At 70.4% G+C, this 935-nt stretch carries 1 protein-coding gene; it reads right to left on the minus strand.

The annotated features are described in order from the left end of the window. The coding region (locus tag LQ326_RS47290; protein ID WP_234545394.1) for an AMP-binding protein at nt 1-935 on the minus strand (935 nt) is incomplete at both ends.

A 935-nucleotide genomic window follows, 5' to 3' on the forward strand; every position in this document is an offset into this window, starting at 1 on the left:
CAGGTGTGGCTGGTGGAGTCGATGGAGACCTCGGTGGCGCCCCATTGGTTGTGGAGTCGGGTTCCGGTGGGGGCGAGGCGGTCGTGGAATTTGGCGACGAGGTCGGGTCGGAGGGCTTCGCCGCTGGAGATGACGTGGCGGAGGTGGGTGAGGTGGGGTTGTCGGGTGGGGGTGATCTCGTCGAGGAAGAGGGTGAGCATGGAGGGGACGAAGTGGAGGGCGGTGATGTGGTGGTGGGTGGTCCAGTCGGCGATGGCGCGGGGGTCGCGGTGGAGTCCGGGGGGGAGTACGACGATCGTGGCGCCGGCGATGAGGGGCCAGAGGATCTCGACGGCGGAGTCGTCGAAGCTGAGGACGGTTTTGTGCAGGACGGTGTCGCCGGGGTCGAGGGGGTAGTGGGCTTGCATCCATTGGATGCGGTTGGTCCAGCCGGTGTGGGTGGAGGCGACGCCCTTGGGGGTGCCGGTGGAGCCGGAGGTGTAGTACACGGAGATCAGGTTGTCCCCGGTGACACCGTTGTCCGGAGCTGTGGGTGAGGACTCGGTGAGCGTGCCCGGACCGCACTCCAGGACCGTGAGCGTGACGCCCTCGCCGGCCGCGAGCGACTCGGCCCGCTGCCCGTCCGCACAGATCAGCGGTGCCCCCGCGTCGGTGAGGAGCCGGACGACACGGCCGACGGGAAGGTCGGGGTCCAGCGGCAGGAACGCGCCGCCCGCCTTCACGATCGCCAGGAGCGTCACGACCATCTCGGCGGACCGGTCCATCCAGAGGCCGACCGGCGTGTCCGCCGTGACCCCCGCTGCCCGCAGCCGCCCGGCCAGATGGTTCGCGCGGCCGGTCAACTCCCTGTAGGACAAGGTGCCCTCGGAGTCGGTGACGGCCGGTGCGTCCGGGGTCGCCGCGGCGACGGCGTCCACCAGATCGGTCAGCAGACC

It is taken from the genome of Streptomyces shenzhenensis, from assembly GCF_021462265.1.
Taxonomy (GTDB): domain Bacteria; phylum Actinomycetota; class Actinomycetes; order Streptomycetales; family Streptomycetaceae; genus Streptomyces; species Streptomyces shenzhenensis.